Origin of the sequence: Streptomyces sp. NPDC088762, from assembly GCF_044750905.1 — a bacterium.
In the GTDB taxonomy this organism is placed as follows: domain Bacteria; phylum Actinomycetota; class Actinomycetes; order Streptomycetales; family Streptomycetaceae; genus Streptomyces.
Genome location: NZ_JBIVKT010000003.1, coordinates 614,527 through 629,755 on the forward strand (window position 1 = coordinate 614,527; position 15,229 = coordinate 629,755).

General features: G+C 74.1%; 15 protein-coding genes and 1 pseudogene. 7 read left to right on the forward strand and 9 right to left on the reverse strand.

What is annotated here, in order from left to right:
• Window positions 1-19 precede the first annotated feature (19 nt).
• Window positions 20-574: an AAA family ATPase gene (locus ACIP5M_RS11335; protein WP_401194945.1), complete on the forward strand. Its 555-nt coding sequence runs from the start codon at window positions 20-22 to the stop codon at window positions 572-574.
• Here ACIP5M_RS11335 and ACIP5M_RS11340 read toward each other — a convergent pair.
• Window positions 550-831, reverse strand: coding sequence for a hypothetical protein (locus ACIP5M_RS11340; RefSeq protein WP_401194947.1), 282 nt, complete (start codon window positions 829-831; stop codon window positions 550-552). The two genes, ACIP5M_RS11335 and ACIP5M_RS11340, sit on opposite strands and share 25 nt — an antisense overlap.
• Window positions 832-924: 93 nt before the next feature.
• On the opposite strand from ACIP5M_RS11340, the gene ACIP5M_RS11345 reads away from it, so the two are divergent.
• Both ACIP5M_RS11345 and ACIP5M_RS11350 read left to right on the forward strand, forming a co-directional pair.
• Window positions 925-1,380 (forward strand): hypothetical protein, encoded by a 456-nt coding sequence (locus tag ACIP5M_RS11345; RefSeq protein WP_401194950.1) that lies wholly within the window; start codon window positions 925-927, stop codon window positions 1,378-1,380.
• 203 nt (window positions 1,381-1,583) lie between these two features.
• A pseudogene (locus tag ACIP5M_RS11350) lies at window positions 1,584-2,000 on the forward strand (GNAT family N-acetyltransferase); the annotation flags it as partial.
• Between the two features lie 30 nt (window positions 2,001-2,030).
• On the opposite strand, the gene ACIP5M_RS11355 reads toward ACIP5M_RS11350, so the two are convergent.
• The gene (locus tag ACIP5M_RS11355; RefSeq protein ID WP_401194953.1) at window positions 2,031-2,996 is read right to left on the reverse strand and encodes a helix-turn-helix transcriptional regulator; all 966 of its coding nucleotides are present in this window, start codon (window positions 2,994-2,996) and stop codon (window positions 2,031-2,033) included.
• 114 nt (window positions 2,997-3,110) lie between these two features.
• Between ACIP5M_RS11355 and ACIP5M_RS11360 the strand changes: the two genes are divergently transcribed.
• Window positions 3,111-3,527, forward strand: coding sequence for a DUF3224 domain-containing protein (locus tag ACIP5M_RS11360; protein WP_401194956.1), 417 nt, complete (start codon window positions 3,111-3,113; stop codon window positions 3,525-3,527).
• 58 nt (window positions 3,528-3,585) lie between these two features.
• Here ACIP5M_RS11360 and ACIP5M_RS11365 read toward each other — a convergent pair whose 3' ends face one another.
• Entirely contained in the window at window positions 3,586-6,327 is a 2,742-nt protein-coding gene (locus tag ACIP5M_RS11365; RefSeq protein ID WP_401194958.1) for a DNRLRE domain-containing protein, read from the reverse strand.
• A 344-nt stretch (window positions 6,328-6,671) separates the two neighbouring features.
• On the opposite strand from ACIP5M_RS11365, the gene ACIP5M_RS11370 reads away from it, so the two are divergent.
• Window positions 6,672-6,974: a hypothetical protein gene (locus ACIP5M_RS11370; RefSeq protein ID WP_401194960.1), complete on the forward strand. Its 303-nt coding sequence runs from the start codon at window positions 6,672-6,674 to the stop codon at window positions 6,972-6,974.
• A 153-nt stretch (window positions 6,975-7,127) separates the two neighbouring features.
• A complete protein-coding gene (locus ACIP5M_RS11375; RefSeq protein ID WP_401194962.1) occupies window positions 7,128-7,586 on the forward strand; it encodes a Crp/Fnr family transcriptional regulator in 459 nt (152 codons plus the stop codon).
• Between the two features lie 56 nt (window positions 7,587-7,642).
• On the opposite strand, the gene ACIP5M_RS11380 is transcribed toward ACIP5M_RS11375, so the two are convergent.
• The 4 genes from ACIP5M_RS11380 to ACIP5M_RS11395 form a co-directional block, all read right to left on the reverse strand.
• Window positions 7,643-8,266, reverse strand: coding sequence for an isochorismatase family protein (locus tag ACIP5M_RS11380; protein WP_401194965.1), 624 nt, complete (start codon window positions 8,264-8,266; stop codon window positions 7,643-7,645).
• Between the two features lie 85 nt (window positions 8,267-8,351).
• On the reverse strand, window positions 8,352-9,344 hold the full coding sequence (locus tag ACIP5M_RS11385; protein ID WP_401194967.1) for a GlxA family transcriptional regulator: 993 nt from the start codon (window positions 9,342-9,344) through the stop codon (window positions 8,352-8,354).
• A 126-nt stretch (window positions 9,345-9,470) separates the two neighbouring features.
• The gene (locus ACIP5M_RS11390) at window positions 9,471-11,930 is read right to left on the reverse strand and encodes an ABC transporter permease (RefSeq protein WP_401194970.1); all 2,460 of its coding nucleotides are present in this window, start codon (window positions 11,928-11,930) and stop codon (window positions 9,471-9,473) included.
• Window positions 11,924-12,661 carry an ABC transporter ATP-binding protein gene (locus tag ACIP5M_RS11395; protein ID WP_401194973.1) on the reverse strand — a complete coding sequence of 246 codons (738 nt, stop codon included), beginning with the start codon at window positions 12,659-12,661 and terminating at the stop codon, window positions 11,924-11,926. The genes ACIP5M_RS11390 and ACIP5M_RS11395 overlap by 7 nt, the downstream gene beginning before the upstream one ends.
• Window positions 12,662-13,059: 398 nt before the next feature.
• Between ACIP5M_RS11395 and ACIP5M_RS11400 the strand changes: the two genes are divergently transcribed.
• The gene (locus tag ACIP5M_RS11400; protein ID WP_401194976.1) at window positions 13,060-13,503 is read left to right on the forward strand and encodes a subtilase-type protease inhibitor; all 444 of its coding nucleotides are present in this window, start codon (window positions 13,060-13,062) and stop codon (window positions 13,501-13,503) included.
• Between the two features lie 74 nt (window positions 13,504-13,577).
• Here the strand turns inward: ACIP5M_RS11400 and ACIP5M_RS11405 are convergent, their stop codons facing one another.
• Window positions 13,578-14,426, reverse strand: coding sequence for a GNAT family N-acetyltransferase (locus ACIP5M_RS11405; RefSeq protein WP_401194979.1), 849 nt, complete (start codon window positions 14,424-14,426; stop codon window positions 13,578-13,580).
• Between the two features lie 103 nt (window positions 14,427-14,529).
• Window positions 14,530-14,958, reverse strand: a complete 429-nt coding sequence (locus ACIP5M_RS11410) for a hypothetical protein (RefSeq protein WP_401194980.1) — start codon at window positions 14,956-14,958, stop codon at window positions 14,530-14,532.
• Between the last annotated feature and the right edge of the window lie 271 nt (window positions 14,959-15,229).

A 15,229-nucleotide genomic window follows, 5' to 3' on the forward strand; every position in this document is an offset into this window, starting at 1 on the left:
CATGGCCTACCGTGCCCGGATGCGACGCGTACTGGTGGTCGGGATCAGCGGAGCGGGGAAGTCCACCCTGGCCCGGGCCCTGGGCGAGCGGCTCGACCTGCCGTTCCACGAGATGGACGCCCTTCACTTCGCCGGTCCCGGGTGGGCCGTCAGCCCGACCTTCGCCGAGGACACGGCGCGGCTCGCCGGGACCGAGCGGTGGGTCTTCGACTCGCTCGGCCCCCGAGCCGTCCGGGACCTGCTGTGGGAGCGGGCCGACACCGTCGTCTGGCTGGACCACCCGCGACACGTGGTCATGCGGCGCGTGGTGCTCCGCTCGCTGCGCCGGAGCCTGCTGCGCGAGCGGCTGTTCGGCGGCAACCGGGAGGCCTGGCGCGAGTGGCTGCGGGCCGACCATCCGGTGAGGTGGGCCTGGACGCGATACGGGACGAGGCGGGTGGAGATCGGCCGCCGGGCCGCCGATCCGAGGTTCGCGCCGCTGCGCGTGGTCCGGCTGCGGACGCCGCGGGCGGCCCGGGCGTGGCTGGGCGCGCAGGGGGAGGGGCCGTCTCAGGGGCGGCGGCCGCAGACGTGAGCGCACCGGCGGGCCGTATCACGGCGCGCGGTGCGCAGCCGGCGCAGGGTGCCGTGACCGCGCCGGCGCCATTCGCCGCGGGGCAGGGAGGCGCGCTGTCCGCCCCCGGCGATCAGGGCGTTGACCGGGGTCATCGGGTCCGCGGCCATGGCTTTGGCGAGCAGCACGCCGACGACGAGGGGAACCAGGGCCACGGCGAGGGCGGAACCGGCGGTGGTCACGTGCTGCAGGCGGGGGCGGGAGGTCGCGGAGGTCATGGCCTCATTCGACCAGCGGCGGCACGGCGGGGAATCGGGGCGGATACTCAGGCCGTTGGGGACGACGTACTCAGACGGACGGGGCGGTGGGCGATGCCGGTGTCGGGGCAGGGCTTCGAGGCGGCGACCGGCGACGGTCCGGCCACGCCGCCGGATGCCGGGCGGGCGGCGGAGCTGCGCACGGCGTACGAGGGGCTGCTGCAGATCCGCCGTCTGGTCAACGGCCCGGCGGGCACGGCGGTTCCCGCGCCGTGGGAGGTACGGCAGCTGCCGCGCGCGGTGGCCCTCGTCCTGGAGGCGTCGGGGATCCCGCCTTCCGCGGTGGACTCCCGGGGACTGCCCGTGCGCACGGGATACCGCGTGAGCGCCGCCCCCGAGGCGGGGCGCGCGGAGGTGACCTGGGTCGGCCCGCGCGGCAGCGGCGCGGCCGAGGAGGAGCAGGAGCGGCTGACGGCGTGCGCGGCCGCGCTGGAACGCCTCGGCTGGGTGTGCCTCCTCTACCGCGGCCCGCGCAGGCGGCGCTTCCTCGAGGTGGAGCCCCCTCGCTGACGCCCGCGCCCCCGGAACCGGCCGGCCACGCCCCTGTGCCGGGAGACACTTGACCGATGGACACACATGGCACACGGGGGGACGGCACCGGCCGGGGAGGTGCCGCGCAGTCGCGGCAGCTCGCCCTGCACCTGAGCCGCCGCCTCACACCGCCCGGGCGGCGGGTCGATCTGGTTCCGCTGCAGCCCGGGCACGCCGAAGAGATGGCCGGTGTCCTGAACGACCCCGCCCTGCATGCCTTCATCGGCGGTGAGCCGCTGCCGGCCGACGCGTTGCGCGCCCGGTACGAGCGGCTGGCGGGCGGCTCCCCCGATCCCGGTGTCGTCTGGGCCAACTGGGTCGTACGGCTGCGCGGGCCGGGACGGCTGATCGGTACCGTGCAGGCCACCGTCACCCCGGAACGGGCCCTCGCCGAGCTGGCCTGGATCATCGGCACCCCCTGGCAGGGCCGCGGGTTCGCCACCGAGGCCGCCCGGATCCTGGCCGGCTTCCTGGCGGACGTCCCGATCGGCCGCCTGGTCGCGCACGTCCACCCGGACCACGCCGCCTCGGCGGCGGTCGCCGCGGCCTGCGGGCTGCGCCCGACCCCGTACCACCAGGACGGCGAGGTCCGTTGGGAGTCCGGCGCCGCGGACCGCGGACAGACCGCCTCAGGCCCGGTACCGCTCCGCCAGGGCCGCGACCGTATCGGCGAGGGCGGTGCGCAGTTCGGGTGGTCCGAGCACTTCGGCGTCCGTGCCCATGCGGAGCAGGTCGCCGACCGCGACGGCCGCTGATTCGACCGGGAGGGCGGTCCGTACCCACCCGTCCGCGTCGGCCGGGCCGGCGTCGGCGAGGGCCCGTACGCCCGCGGCGCCGAACCACATCGGGAGCAGCCGCTGTCCGCGGGGCGAGAGGCGCAGGTCGGCGGTCTGCCGGTGCAGGGCCGCATCGAGGCGGTCGGTGGACTCCCGCCAGTACGCGGCGAGTTCGAAGCCGGTGGGCCGCTCGAAGCCGTCCTCCGTGGTGTCCACGGCCAGGAACCTGGAGACGCGGTAGGTGCGCACCGTCCCCTCGGTCCGGGCCACGAGGTACCAGATGCCGCCCTTGAGGACGAGGCCGAGCGGATGCAGTTCGCGGTGCACCTCCCCGCGCCACCGGCGGTAGTGGGTGCGCAGGATCCGCTGGTCCCAGACGGCCTGGGCGATCCGTGCGAGGTGCGGTACGGGGTCGGCGTCCCGGAACCAGGCGGGGGCGTCGAGGTGGAAGCGGTCCTGGATCTGCCGGGCCCGGCCGGCGAGCGCGGCGGGCAGCGCGGCCTGGAGCTTCAGCTGGGCGGCGGCCAGGTCGGCGCCGAGGCCGAGCTCCCGGGCCGGTCCGGGAGCGCCGGCGAGGAACAGCGAACCGGCCTGGGTGTCGGTGAGGCCCGTGAGGCGGGTGCGGTAGCCGTCCGCCAGCCGGTATCCGCCGGCCGGGCCGCGGTCGGCGAGGACGGGGACCCCGGAGGCGCCGAGGGCCTCGACGTCCCGGTAGACGGTGCGGACGGACACCTCCAGCGCCTCGGCCAGTTCGGGCGCGGTCATGCGGCCGCGGTTCTGGAGCAGCAGGAGCAGGGAGAGGAGCCGGTCGGCGCGCATGGCGGCCATTGTCGCGGTACCGGACTCCGTACCTGACAGGAGGTGTCAGGTACGGCTGCCAGCCTGGGGTCATGCCGGGCGGAGCAGACCGTCCGGCCCGCCGAGAGGACACGCATGCCCACGCCGACCACCGTCGAGACCGCCGGCCGTTTCACCTTCACCGACTGGCAGGAACAGCCCGTCGGCTCCCCCGACTCCACTCCGCGCCTCGCGCACGCCACGGTCACCAACGCCTTCTCCGGCGGGATCGAGGCGGCCGCGACCTCCTGCTCGTACGTGATCGCCTACACCGGGGAGAACGTCGGGTCCTACTCCGGCATGGAACTGGTCTCGGGCGGTGTCGACGGCCGCAAGGGAACCTTCGTCCTGGAGGAGCGCGGCGGCTTCGACGCCACCGGCACCACCTGCCGTTTCGAGGTGGTCCCCGGCTCCGGCACCGGGGACCTGGCCGGTCTGACCGGTTCGGGCGGGTTCACCTGCCGCCACGGGGACGCCTCCGTCGCGTACACCTTCACGTACACGATCGCCTGACCCCCCGGTCCGGGTGGCGCACGTGCAACACGCCGGCCGGGGGGAGCGCCTGGTGCGGCTACGGGGCGCCGAAGGTCAGCGTCAGGCGGGGGGTTCCCTCGTTGGCCTGTGCCTCCGAGGACCAGAGCCACAGGGCGTCCGTGCCGGCGCTGGTCAGGGCCAGGCTGTAGGAGCCGCCGAGCGCCGCGGCGACCGCCGTGGTGTTCAGCCCGGTGGTGTGCACCGCCGAGCCGTCCGGGACGCCCGCGAAGCCGCCGAGCGCCGGGCCGCCGAGTGCGGGGCGGTTGTCGTAGGTCGTTCCGCCCTCGGTCCACGCGCCGGTGACGGGGACGACGGAGACGGTGTCCGTCGTTCCGGCTCCGCTCATGGTGCTCGTCTTGACGGCGAGCACGGCCGACTTCAGGACCGTTCCCGCGGGCGGGGCGGGCAGGTCGAAGCGGAGGTAGCTCGCGTAGAACGAGGTGCCGCGCACGGCGAGCGATCCCGAGGTGCCGTAATTGCCGTCGGGCGCGCCCGCGTTGGCGTAGGTGTCCTCGGCGGCGGTCACCTGGACCACCGAGTCGCCCGGGGCGGTGGCGAGGGCGTAGTGGTGCTGCACCTGCGCCGCGCTCAGGACGGTCGGGTAGACGGCGGTCTCGTCCAGTTGGCCCGCCCAGTATTCGCTGGTGGGGCGGTCGGGCCAGCCGCCGAGGCTGTCCCCGCCGGCGTGCCAGTAGCCCGAGAAGTTCTCGTGCGTGGTGACGGCGAGGGTGCCCTTCTGGACGCCGTCGACGTAGAGGGTCATCCCGCCGGGGCCCTGGGTGGCGACGGCGTGGTGCCACTGGTTGTCGTTGTAGGTGCCGGTGGTGGTGATGGTGCGGGTGGCACCGGTGTAGACGCCGTAGACCAGGCGCCCGTCATTGGTCATGTAGAGGTGCTTGTCGTACTGGTTGCTGCCGCGCTCCTGGTTGCTGCCGAAGCCGAAGAGCTTGCCGCCCCGGGTGGTGTTCGTCCTGAACCAGGTCTCGATGGTGTAGGTGCTGCCCACGGTCTGCCGCTTGTCCCCGTACACCTGGGTGTCCGTGCCGTTGAAGCCGATCGCCGTGCTCGCGCCGGGGACCGCGCCCGGGCTCTGGCGCAGGGCGGGGGCGTTCAGGTGCACGCCGCTCCGGTTGCCGCCGTCCGAGGAGTCCGCGACGAAGGGCAGGGCGGATTCGTCGTAGCGCCAGTACTGCTGTGCTCCGTCGGCGCGGACCTGGTTCGGGTAGCCGTCCACCGAGGTCGGGACCGTCACGGCGGCCGTACCCGACAGGGCGCTGGTGTTGCCCGCCGCGTCGGTCGCCGTCACCCGGTAGGTGTACGTCTGCCCCGGCGTGACGGTGGTGTCGGTCCAGGAGGCCTGCGGGCGCCGGAAGAACAGCGAGTCCGCGGTGACCGTGGCGATCGGCGTGCCCGCGCCGTTGCGGTAGATCCTGTAGGTGAGTGCGCTGTCGTCCAGGTCGAGGCTGGTGCGCCAGCGCACCTGGGCCTCGCCGGGCTTGAAGCTGACCGCACTGGCGACGGGCACGCTGGGCGCGCCGGTGTCCCCGGTGGAGGCGAAGCGCGTCAGGCTCTGCTGCGCGGCGCCGTTGACGGTGGTGAACTCCCCGCCGACCCACAGGTACGGGACGCCGTCCTTCGAGCCGACCGTCATCACCCGCGGGCCGATGCCCTCCCCGATGCCGTCGTTGGTGTCGGGGGCCCAGCCCAGCTTGCCGGTGCCGGTGGTGGGCTGGGCAAGCAGGTGGTGGCGCCGGCCGTCGGGAAACTCGCCGACGCTGGAGCAGTCGTGTGCGTGCGAGGCGCTGTAGAGCACGTTCTGGTACGGCAGTACGGCCTGGGTGGCCCCGAGGCAGGTGTCGCGCCAGCGCTGGCCCAGGTCGTCGAGGTCGAGTGCGATGCGGCCGTCGAAGACGCCGCCGCCCGTGCCCTCGTTGGCGGTGTAGAAGCCGGTCGCGTCGGTCGCGATGTCCTTGACCACCGAGTTGGTCTCGATGAAGCCGGGGTACGCCTTGGTGAGGGCTCCGCTGGTGGCGTTCACGACGGCCAGCGCGTGGGTGTTGGCACCGTTGACGGTGAAGAAGTCGCCGCCCAGTACGACGTTGTTGCCGTCGGGGGTCACCTCGACGGCGCGCCCGGGCTCGTCGGCGTCGGCGGTGAAGGGGCGCAGCGTGCCGTCGGCCGCGTCGACCGCGGCGAAGCGCGCGCGGGCCTGGCCGGCGACGGTGAGGAAGTCGCCGCCCGCGTAGACGGTGTCGGCGGTGACGGCGAGGGCGCGGACGGTGGCCGCGAAGGCGGGCCGGAAGGAGGCCTTGACCGTGCAGCTCGCCACGTCGACGGCGGCGAGGCTGGAGACGGGGGTGCCGTTGACGGCGCCGAAGTAGCCGCCGGCGTAGAGGGTCTTCTTGTCGGGCGAGAGGGTGAGCGCGCGGACGGTGGCGGTGCCCGAGCCGACGGTGAAGGACAGGGTGCAGGAGGTCGGCGCGCCGGTCGCGGCGTCCAGCGCCACGAAGTTCACGGCGGGCCGCTCACTGCCGGCGCCGCCGGTGGGCGGGCGTACGGCGGAGAAGGTGCCTCCGACGAAGACCTGGCCGCCGGCCTGGGCGAGGGCCCAGACGACTCCGTTGGGCTGCCAGGTCGGCAGGGCGTCGGCGGTGAAGGCGACGGGCGGAGTGAGGGCCGCCGCCGGCGGGGCGAGGCCGAGGCCGAGGCCCGCGCCGGTTCCGGCCAGGGCCAGGGCGAGAGCGGCGGTGAACCCTTGGGACCTGCTGGTTCTGCGCATGAACCCCCCAGTTCGGTGTGCGGTGTGCGGTACCGGCCGCCCGACGCGTGGCCGGGTGGACCGGGACATGACCTAAAACCGCCGAACAGCCGTCCGCGGCCATGCGTACGGCCGCACACTAGGATGAATCGCCGTGCGGTTCACGCCACTTGACCCATCGGATGCAAAATCGCGCCGGGGCGGGCACGGGCGCGATCCGGCCGGTTCCGATCCGAACGGCACCCCTCGGCACCGCAGGTCGCCACCCCTCTACGGAGGGTCACCCTGGCGAAACCGCCCCGCGCGGGCCCGGCCCCCTCTACCGTGCCCTGAGGTGATGGGCACGGCACCGGAGGGTGGGACGGATGGACGAGGACGAGGACATGCGGCTGGCGGGGATGACGCCGGAGATCTCCCGCCGCACCCTCACCATGCTGCGGGGTCTGGCGGGCCTCGAACCGCCCGAGCAGGTGCCCGAGGACGCCATGGTCGTGGCCGACGGGATCCTGGCCGACCACGGCACCGACGGGCTCCGGGTGCTGGCGATGACGCTGGCGGCCTGGGCGACCGCCCAGATCGAGAACGTCGCCGAGCTGAGCGGCCGCAGCCACGAGGCAGTGCTGGACGCCATGGAGCTGGCCTGCCTGGAGGCCAACGCCGAGGACTAGCGAGTGACGCCCCGGACCCGGCCGTGATCCGCCGGGCACTGGGCCGGATCGGGCTGATCCGGAAGAAGCCCCGCCCGATCCGGCCGGGATCGGGCGGGCGTCGGCGACACTGGGGATAGCAGTCGCGTCGTGGGGGGCTGATCGGAGGCCGTCGTGAGCACACCTTCCCCCGTACGAATCGCTGCCATGCTGTCCACGGAGCACCGGGGACGGCTGATGTCCCAGGCCCGTGAGGTCAATTTCCGCGAAGGGGCGCGCATCTTCGACGAAGGAGCCAAGGCGGATTCCTTCTGGATCGTGCGCTCCGGCACGGTGACCCTGGAGATCCCCGTGCCCGGCCGCCGGCCCGCGCCGGTGGAGAACCTCGGCCCGGGTGAGCTGGTGGGCTGGTCGTGGCTGTTCCCGCCGTACGTGTGGCAGCTGAGCGCCGAGGCGATGACCCCGGTGCGTGCGTACGAGTTCGACGGCCCGGGCGTACGGATGCTCATGGACGCCGATCCCACCTTCGGCTCCGCGATCGGGCACTGGGTCGGCCGAGTCCTCTCCCTGCGGCTCCAGCAGACCCGCACCCGTCTCATGGACCTGTACGCGCCGCGGGCCGCGGCGGGATAGGCCGGCCGGGGCGCGGCAGGGCTCCGTTCCTGCCGCGCCCGGGCCCCATACGCCGCTCAGGCGCCGAGGGCGTCCGCGGTCGGGACCACGAGGCCGAACAGGTCGGTGACGGTCGTCAGGGCGGCGGCCTGGAGGGCGGAGGCGGGCAGGACCGTGCCGTCGGGGGCGGCCAGTGCGCGGGTGGCGGTGGCGTCGGCGACGACGGTGGGCCGGTAGCCGAGGCAGAAGGCGCCCTCCGCCGTGAAGGTGACGCACATGTGCGTCATGAACCCGGCCAGCACCAGGTCCTTGCCACTGCCGGGGCCGGCGCCCAGGTCGGTCAGGGTCTTCTCCAAGTCGGTGCCGTGGAAGGCGTTGGGGACCTGCTTGACCACGACCGCTTCGCCGTCGGCCGGCGCGACCTCGTCGCTGAGGGAGCCGATGTGGGCGCGGATGTCGTAGGGGGTGCCCTCGCCTCCGTCGTTGATCACGTGGATCACCGGCGTGCCCGCCGCGCGGGCCCGCTCCAGCAGGCGGGCGCCGGCCGCCAGGGCTTCCTCGGCCCCCGCCAGGGCCATGACGCCGGTGCGGTAGGTGTTCTGGAAATCGATCATGATCAGGACGGACTCGCTCAGCCGGGGCGGCCGGTTGTCCAGTCCGCTCACGTCACGCAGGGTCCTGGACGCGGTGTTCGTGCTCATCGGATGCCTCTCATGGGAGAAAAAGGGCAGGGCGAAGCCGTCCGCCTCGCTCCGTGCCGGGGGAAACAGGTGGGGGTGGCGCAGGTCAGCCGGCCTGCGTGCGGAAGCGGCGGCGGTAGGCCGCCGGGGTCGTGGCCAGCTGCCGCCGGAACGCCCGGTGCAGGGTTTCCGCCGAACCGAGCCCGGCGGCGGCCGCGATCCGGTCGAGCCGGTCGTCGGTGGTCTCCAGCAGCCGCCGGGCGACCTCGATGCGGGCCGCTTCGACGTAGGCGGCGGGGCCCACGCCCGTCTCCTGGGTGAAGACGCGCGCGAAATGCCGTTCGCTGAGGCACATCCGGGCGGCCAGGGCCGGCGCGGAGAGGTCCTCGTTCAGGTGCTCGGCGATCCACAGCCGCAGCTCGTCGATGTCCCGGCGTTCGGCCGCGGGGCGGCTGAGCGGTACGGAGAACTGGCTCTGGCCGCCCTGCCGCTTGAGGTACATCACCAGCTGCCGGGCCACGGAGAGGGCCGTCTGCTCGCCCAGGTCTTCGGCCACCAGGGCCAGGGCGAGGTCCAGGCAGGCGCTGATCCCGGCGCCCGTCCACAGCCGGCCGCGGTCGGTCCGTACGAAGATCGGGTCGGGGTCGACCGTGATCTCCGGATGGTCGGCGGCGAGCTGAGCCGCGGTCGACCAGTGGGTGGTGGCCGTCTTCCCGTCCAGCAGCCCGGCCGCGGCCAGGACGTGCGCTCCCACGCACACCGAGGCGACCCGCCGGGCGTGCGGGGCGGTCTCCTTCACCCATGCCACGACCGCGTCGTCGATACGGGCGACGGGGCCGCTTTCGGCCATGTCGACCGCGCCCGGCACCAGCAGGGTGTCCACCTCCCCGCCGACCTCCTCGAAGGACACGTCGGCGAGCAGCCGTACGCCCGCGGACGTGCGGACCGCTCCGGCGGCCGGTCCGGCGAGGCGGACCCGGTAGCCGGCGCGGCCCGCGGTCTCCCGGTTGGCCAGCGCGAAGACCTCGGCCGGGCCGGTGACGTCGAGGAGGTCGACATCGGGGAAGACCGCGATGACGACACGGTGCGGAGTGGGCATGAACCGATCTTCACGGCTGCGGCGCATGGGCCGCAATGACGATTCCCTGTCACATCCGGACACCTCCCCCGGGGCTCTCCCCGGCGGGCGACGGGCCCCCTTCGGACGCCCCGCTCGCGTACGCCCCTACTCGCGTACGCCCGCCAGCTCGACCGGGCGCCGCCGCAGGACGACCGCGGCCGAGGACACGGCGGCCACCACCGCCACGGCCGCGCAGGCCGCGGTCATCGCCCCCAGCGCGTCCCACGCGACCACGACGCCGCTCCGGACGCCCAGCAGGGCGAGGGCACCCCGGATGCCGGCCAGGTTCAGGGCGGCGACGAGCGTCCCCAAGACCGCGCCGATGAGGACGACCATCAGGGATTCCCCCGCCACCAGCCGCAGCACCTGCCCGCGGGTGGCGCCGGCCAGCCGGAGCGCCGCGAACTCGCGGGCACGGTCGGACGTGGCCATGACCAGGGTGTTGGCGAGGCCGATGCCGGTGTAGAGCAGGGCGATGCCGAGGACCAGCAGGAGCCCGAGCCGGGTGGTGCGCTTGGTCTCCGGGTAACCGGCCTTCACCCACTCCTCCGTGGTGAGGAGCCGGCCCCCGGCCGGCCGGGCGGCCTCGGCCAGTGCCCGGCCGGCCGCGGCGGCGTCCGCGCCGGGGACGAGCCGTACGTCGATGCGGTCCACCGTCGCGCCGGGGGCGTTGGCCGCGGTGACGTACACCCCGTTGTTGCCGGTGCCGATGCTCATCACCGCGGCGATCCGCAGCCGTCTGGGGCTGCCGTCGCCGAGCCAGACGTCGACGGTGGATCCGACGTCGTGCCGCTCCCATTCCTCGTTGACGATGACGGAATCGTCGTCGAGGTCGGTGACCCTTCCCGCGGTGAGGGGCAGTTCGGCGGTCCTGGCGAGGGCCGCCGGGTCGACCGCCCGGGCGTCGGAGCGGATCAGCGCCACGCCCTCCTCCAGGACGTGGACGGCGTCGGCGGCCGTCGCGGAGACCTCGGTGCCGGGGACGGCGCGGACCTGTTCGACGGTGGCCGGGCCGAAGCCGGCGGGACCCGCGGTGATCACGAAGTCGGCGGTGGTGCGCTGCCGGACCTCGGCGGCCCTGGCCTCGTTCAGGGTGGCCGTGGTGCCGAGCAGGGATCCCGCGAGTGCCACCGTGACCAGGACGGGCGCGGCGACGGCCGCCGTACGCCGGATTCCGGCGGCAGCGTTCTCGCGGACCAGCATCCCCCCGGCGCCCGGCATCCGGGCCGGGAGCCGGCCGAAGAAGCGGACCAGCGGCCGGACCAGTACCGGCGCCAACAGCGCGAAGGCGACGATCAGCAGCATGGGCCGGCTGATGTAGGTCTTGCGGTGGAGCAGGTCGGAGGGGTCGGCGAACAGGGCGTGGGCGAGGGTCCCGAGGCCGGTCAGCAGCAGCCCGGCGCCGAGGATCCAGCGGCCGGCGGTCATGGTGCCCGGTTCCACGGCGGCTTCGCGCAGCGCCTCGGCGGGGCCCACCCGGCCGGCCCGCCAGGAGGCGGCGACGGCTCCGGCCAGGCAGACGCCGAGGCCGGTCCAGAAGGCCAGGTGGAAGGGCCAGGCGGCGTCACCGATGGCGAACCAGTGCGGTGCCAGCTCCCCCTCGACCATGGCCCCGGCCAGTACGGGCGCCCCGTACGCCCCGAGGACGCACCCGGTTGCGGAGGCGAGCACGCCCACGGTCAGCGCCTCGGCGAGCACCATGCGGCGGATCTGCCGCGGGGTGGCGCCTGCGGTGCGCAGCAGGGCGAACTCCTTGCGGCGCTGGGCGACGGCGAAGGCGAACGTGGAGGCGACCACGAACACGGAGACGAAGCCGGTGATCCCGCCCGCGGTGCCGAGTGCGGCGTTGACGGCGAGCAGGGCCTCGCTGTCGCGCTCGGGATCGGGGTCGGCGTAGCGGCGGTCGCGGTCGGTCAGGACCCGTACCGAGGGGTCGTGGCCGACCGCGGCCCGTACGGCGGCCGGGTCGGCGGCGACGACGAGCTGGTCGACGGCGGGCGACAGCCGGGCGGCGCGGGCGTCGGTCCAGAAGACGGCCTCCTCGAACCGGTGGCCGCCGGGGGCCTTGACGGTGCCGACGACGGTGGCGGGGCCGCGGTCGGTGGTGAGCCGCTCGCCCGGGCGGGCCCAGCCGGTGGTGACGACCTCGCCGTCGGATTGCGGGGCCCTGCCCTCGTCGAGGGTGTACGGGGCGAAGGCGGCGACGGACCACGGATGGCCGACCAGCCGCTGCGGCCCGCCGTCGGCGCGCACCGGGAAGGACCGGTCCTCGGTGGTGGGGCCGAGGCCGGCCAGCCGCACGGCGAGTCGGGGTGACACGGGTTTCGGGTGGGCCAGCTTCCCGGTGCGCTCGCCGATGGCGGTCGGGACGCGCAGGGTGTCGTTGCCCTTGACGACGACGGGGGCCCGGGAGAAACGCTCCGGGCCGCGTTGCGGTGCCTCCAGGGTGGCGGCGAGGCCGAGACCCATGGTGGCGAGCAGGCCGACGCCGAGTGCGAGGGCGACGAAGCTGCCGGCGAAGGAGACCCAGCGGGCGCGCACGGTGCGCAGGGCGGTGCTCAGCACGGCGCGTCCTCCAGCTTGGTCATGTGCGCGGCGATGTCCTCGGCGCGGGCACCGGTGAGTTCGCCGTTCGGACGGCCGTCGGCGAGGAAGACGACGCGGTCGGCGTAGGAGGCGGCGACCGGGTCGTGGGTGACCATGACGACGGTCTGGCGTTCGGTGTCGACCAGGGACCGCAGCATGGTGAGCACCTCGCGGCCGGTCCGGGAGTCGAGGGCTCCGGTGGGTTCGTCCCCGAAGAGCACCTCGGGACGGGTGATGAGGGCGCGGGCCAGGGCCACGCGCTGCTGCTGGCCGCCGGACATCTCGGCGGGGCGGTGCCGGGCCCGGTCGCCCAGGCCGACCCGGGCCAGGGCCTCACGGACCTCGGCCTTGGCGGGGCGGCGGCCGGCCAGGCGCAGGGGCAGGGCGACGTTCTGCTCGGCGGTCAGGGAGGGCAGCAGGTTGAAGGCCTGGAAGACGAAGCCGATCCGGTCGCGGCGCAGCAGGGTGAGCCGGGTCTCGCTGAGCCCGGTGAGGTCGGTACCTCCGACGGTCACGGTGCCGGAGGTGGGCCGGTCGAGGCCGGCCGCGCACTGGAGCAGCGTGGACTTGCCGGATCCGGAGGGGCCCATGACGGCGGTGAAGGTGCCCTGGGGAAAGCCGATGGAGACCCGGTCGAGGGCGGTGACCGCGTGGTCGCCGGAGCCGTGCACCCGGCTCACGTCCGTGAGGTGGACCGCGTCGATTCGCATGACCCCACCCCATCGCGTCGGGCGGCGGGACACAGCGGGTCCAGACCGAGTCTCCGGGGTAGGGCCGGCCCTACCCCCTTGCGGGTCCCAGGCCCACTCGGGGACCCGGCCGGAGCCGCGGACGGAACCCGCCGAAGCCCCGTCAGAGTCACCTGTGAGCACCCCCGTAGGAGCCGCCGCGCAGCCCTGCGCAAAGGTTTCACGCGTATCTCCGGGTCGGTGTTCGGCCGTTTCGGCGGCCCGCTCCCTCACTGGTCAGCCGTGGCCACAGCCCTGCGGTCTGCGCTCATTCGTACACGATCCGTGACGGAAAACAGAGGTGCGAACGGGCGTTCACGGCCCGCGTGGGCAAGACTCGTGTCCGCTATCCGCAACAACAACCCAAAGGAGTGTTCGCAATGCGGTCCATCGCAAAGGGTCTTGGGCTCGGTTCCGCCGCCATGGCGCTCACCGCGCTCACCGCACTGGCCTGGCCCGGAACGGCCGGAGCCGCGCCGTCCGGTACGCAGAGCCTGTACGCGCCCTCCGCGCTCGTGCTCGGTGTGACCGCCGGGGAAGACAGCGAAACCGGTACGGTGCTGCGCGCGGTGACACTGGTGTGCGCGCCGAAGCCGGGCGGTACGCACCCGCAGCCCGCCACCGCCTGCGCCGAATTACGGGCCAACGCGGCCGAGTTGGACGTGCTCGCGGCGCCCGGCGCCGGCACCGCGTGCACCAGGGAGTGGAACCCCGTGACCGTGACGGCCGACGGGGTGTGGCAGGGCCGCCGGCTGAACGACTCGTACACCTTCGCCAACCCGTGCGGCCTGCGGAGCACCGCGGGCACGCTGTTCGACTTCTGACACCCCCCGGTGTACCGGGTGGCCGGGCGGCGCGTCGACTGCCGCCCGGCCGCCCGGGCCTCGGCCGTTCCCCGTCAGCCCAGTTCGAGGCTGGTGACCCCGTAGATCCCGGGCAGTTCGACCTCCGGGGCGGGGCCGGTGTACATCCGGGCGGCCTCGAAGGTGGGGGTCAGGCCCAGGCCCGTGAACAGCTCGACGGCGCCCGGGTTGGCGTCCGGCACGTCCACCGAGACCAGCCCTCCGGGCGTGCGCTCCGCCAGCCGCCGGATCAGGCCGGCCGCCACTTGGGGGGTGGAGGCGTAGAGCGGGCCGATCCGGGCGGCGCCGCTGCAGGGGCGGATGACGCCGAGCCCCTCGATCCTGCCGTCGCGGACGGCGGCCAGCGCCGTTCGGCCGGGCAGCGCCGTCCAGGCGGACAGAAAGGCGTCGCGCGAGGCGGGGAAGAACCGCCGGTCGTAGGCGGCGAGCCGGCCGAACGGCAGGCCGGCCGCGTCCACCACCTCGAAGTCTTCGACCGCCCCGTCCCCGGCGTGCGGCACGCCCTCGTGGCGGATGTTGTTCCAGGCGGAACGGAACCCGGACTTGCGGTAGTTGGCCTGCTGGTCGACGACCCCGTCCAGGCCGACCAGCCGCCCGCGCAGCCGCTCCATCCCCGCGTTCCACACCCGGATGCCGTAGCCCCGCCCGCGGAAGGCGGGGCGGGCGATGTAGAAGCCGATGAACCCGAAGCCCTCGCCGTAGCGGACGGCGGAGATGCTGGCCACCGGTTCACCGTCGAGCCGGCCGACGAGGAAGCCCTCGGGGTCGGCGACCGCGAAGGCGAACCGGTCCGAGTCTCCCGGGTTCCAGCCCTCTTCATCGGCCCAGCCGCGGATCATTTCCATGTCGGCGGCGCTCGCGCCGGTGATCTCGAATCCCGTCATGCCCGTGTTGTACCAGACCGGGCGGCGGGCCACGGCAGTTCCTGATCAATCGTCAGGAACCGGGCCCCCGCGGCATGATGGATCCCTTGGGGGCCGCGGAGCCTCAGCCCGCGCAGATCACGTCGTCGAGGTAGATGGGCTGGGAGTCGAGGCGTACGTACGCGGTGAAGGTGTCCGTCTTCCCGGAATCCCAGTGGGTGGTGACGGTGGCCCAGCCGACCCCGGCCGTCTCGGCGACGGTGACCGGACCGACGGTGATGTCCTGCGGCGTGCCCGGGGCGCAGAGCAGGACGTCGGCGTCCGCGCGATCCCTCTGCCGGTCCTTGAGCACCTCCGAGACCCGGTTGTGGCGGTCGTAGTCGGTCGGGCCGTGGTGGCCGTAGAAACCGGTGAGGAAGGCACTGATCTTCCTGGCGTCGTGCGGCGGCGGAACCACGGCGGGGGCGGCGTGGGCAGCGGCGACGGACAGCGGGGCCGACAGCGCGAGCAGAGTCGTCAGAAGGGCGCCTAGGCGGTACGTCATGAGCTTCATGTCCGTTTTGTACCCGACCACCCGGCCCCTCGGGAGGCCGCTGCCGGGATCTCACTCCTGTGGAGGGCGCGATGCACCGACGAAAACGCCCTCCGCGCCCCCTGTCCTGCCCAGCCACCACCGGCAGCCGCCCGCAATGATGTGATCGGCGCACGGCGTCCGAAACGCACGGGACACACGGGGCCAAAAGAGTGAAGCGGTGGTCGCGAGGCCGTCGGCCCGACGGGAACGGTGGCCGTGCCACGCCTCCAGGGGGGTGCCCGCCGCGGAG

Excerpts from the sequence above, each read along its gene's own strand:
- ACIP5M_RS11335 (WP_401194945.1), top strand. The coding sequence starts at position 20 with ATGCGACGCGTACTGGTGGTCGGGATCAGCGGAGCGGGGAAGTCCACC.
- ACIP5M_RS11340 (WP_401194947.1), bottom strand. The coding sequence starts at position 831 with ATGACCTCCGCGACCTCCCGCCCCCGCCTGCAGCACGTGACCACCGCC.
- ACIP5M_RS11345 (WP_401194950.1), top strand. The coding sequence starts at position 925 with ATGCCGGTGTCGGGGCAGGGCTTCGAGGCGGCGACCGGCGACGGTCCG.
- ACIP5M_RS11355 (WP_401194953.1), bottom strand. The coding sequence starts at position 2,996 with ATGCGCGCCGACCGGCTCCTCTCCCTGCTCCTGCTGCTCCAGAACCGC.
- ACIP5M_RS11360 (WP_401194956.1), top strand. The coding sequence starts at position 3,111 with ATGCCCACGCCGACCACCGTCGAGACCGCCGGCCGTTTCACCTTCACC.
- ACIP5M_RS11365 (WP_401194958.1), bottom strand. The coding sequence starts at position 6,327 with ATGCGCAGAACCAGCAGGTCCCAAGGGTTCACCGCCGCTCTCGCCCTG.
- ACIP5M_RS11370 (WP_401194960.1), top strand. The coding sequence starts at position 6,672 with ATGGACGAGGACGAGGACATGCGGCTGGCGGGGATGACGCCGGAGATC.
- ACIP5M_RS11380 (WP_401194965.1), bottom strand. The coding sequence starts at position 8,266 with ATGAGCACGAACACCGCGTCCAGGACCCTGCGTGACGTGAGCGGACTG.
- ACIP5M_RS11385 (WP_401194967.1), bottom strand. The coding sequence starts at position 9,344 with ATGCCCACTCCGCACCGTGTCGTCATCGCGGTCTTCCCCGATGTCGAC.
- ACIP5M_RS11395 (WP_401194973.1), bottom strand. The coding sequence starts at position 12,661 with ATGCGAATCGACGCGGTCCACCTCACGGACGTGAGCCGGGTGCACGGC.
- ACIP5M_RS11400 (WP_401194976.1), top strand. The coding sequence starts at position 13,060 with ATGCGGTCCATCGCAAAGGGTCTTGGGCTCGGTTCCGCCGCCATGGCG.
- ACIP5M_RS11405 (WP_401194979.1), bottom strand. The coding sequence starts at position 14,426 with ATGACGGGATTCGAGATCACCGGCGCGAGCGCCGCCGACATGGAAATG.
- ACIP5M_RS11410 (WP_401194980.1), bottom strand. The coding sequence starts at position 14,958 with ATGAAGCTCATGACGTACCGCCTAGGCGCCCTTCTGACGACTCTGCTC.